This window comes from Phycisphaerae bacterium (assembly GCA_024102815.1).
In the GTDB taxonomy this organism is placed as follows: Bacteria; Planctomycetota; Phycisphaerae; order UBA1845; family UBA1845; genus JAGFJJ01.
The window spans coordinates 1-1,673 of record JAGFJJ010000075.1 but is presented as its reverse complement, the minus strand read 5'-3'; the positions used below and the strand labels follow the sequence as shown (position 1 = coordinate 1,673).

Annotated in this window: 1 protein-coding gene; it reads right to left on the bottom strand. The window is 63.2% G+C overall.

Annotation, left to right across the window (positions count from 1 at the left end; genetic code table 11):
* Positions 1 to 1,673, bottom strand: a 1,673-nt coding sequence (locus tag J5J06_18645; GenBank protein ID MCO6439116.1) for an alpha/beta fold hydrolase, incomplete at both ends; no start/stop codon positions are given.

The following is a 1,673-nucleotide window of genomic DNA, read 5'->3' as shown; positions in this document are numbered from 1 at the left end:
AGCCGACGCCATACTTCCGCACGCCGCGGAAATTATTGATCGCCACATACATGTTCGGCGAGCCGGGGAAGATGGTCGGTTTGTAGCGTTTGATGGTCTTCAGCACATCCAGCGTCTGGAACTGCGTTTTCAGGATCATCGCCGCGCCCACCGAAACAGGGACGTTCATGGCGGTCGTCAGCCCGTAACTGTGGAAGATCGGCACCACGCACAGGAACCTCTCCCTGCCCTCCTCCGCCCCGGGCAGCCAGTGACGCGTCTGCACGGCGTTCGCCACCAGGTTGCGGTGCGAGAGCATCACACCCTTCGACTGCGCAGTCGTCCCGCCCGTGTACTGGATCACCGCCAGGTCTTCCGGCGCCACTTCCACGGTCGGCGACTTGGTGCTGTTGCCGCCCAGAAAATCCTTCCATCGGACAGCGTTCCGCATTCCATAAGCGCGGTTGTACCAGTGCGAGATCAAATACTTCGGCAGGGAAAGATACTCCGCCGGGTCGGTCAACACCACGTGCGGCACGCCGCTCCCCTCCTGGATCTGCTTCGCCAGCCCCGCCCACATCGAAAGCGTCACCAGCACGCTTGCTTCCGAATCCTTCACCTGCCGCAGGATCTCCTCCGGCTCGATGACCGGCGGCACGAACACCGCCGCCGCCCCCGCCTTCATCGTCCCAAAGAAGCCGATCACCATCTGCGGCACGTTCGGCAGTAATAACATCACCCGCGCCCCCTTGCCCACACCCAGCGCGATCAGCGCATTTGCAAAGCGGTTCGCCTCATGGTTCAGCCTGCGATAGGTCAGGCGGCTCCCCTCGAAAAAGATCGCCGGGCGCAGCGGGAACCGTCTTACCGACGACCGCAGCAGGTGATGCAGCGGGGTGTTCGGCACGCCCACCGTGTACGGCACGCCTGCCTCGTAATGTTCCAGCCACGGACGCTCCCGGCGCAGGGTGTCGCGTCCGCCCTTCCGCTTTTGGGGACTGCTGGCGGACTCCCGCCACGAGCGCTGACCCTCGCCCTCGAGGAATCGCTCAATGGACCTGTCCACTGCCTCCCGCCGCTCCAACATGACCATGTGGCCGGATACGCCGATATCGGCCTCTTCCGCCCCGGGAATGGACTCTGTCACCTTCGCGAAGGCGGGCTTCTCGAACACCAGGTCGCGGTGCCCGCGGATGACCAGCGTCGGCACGACCAGCTCTTTGAACTTGTCCCAGCCCCGCCAGCGGGACATATTTTCGTTATAGAACTTCTTGAGCGCGTGCGGCGGCGCATGCAGCCACGAGCGCGTGAACGGACCGATCAGGCGCAGGAGCCAGCCCGGCAGGGCAAGTCCCAACCGGAAGAGCGGGTTCAATTTGAACTCCCCCGCCGTCGCAATCAGGATCAGCCTTTCGACACGGTCGGGATTTTTGAGCGCGTATTCTGTGACCACCGCCCCGCCGAAGGAATGTCCCACCAGGATGACCTTCCCCTTGACCTTCAACAACGTCAGCGCCGTCTCCAGGTCCTCGACGATGCGCGGCATGTCGTACCCGCGACCCGGCTTGTCGGAGAGACCGTGTCCGCGCATATCCAGGGCAATGACGCGGTTCTCCACCGCGAACTTCTGCATCTGGTACTGCCATTGCTCAGCCTTGCCGCCGAAGCCGTGGATGAAAACAAACGTCCGCTGG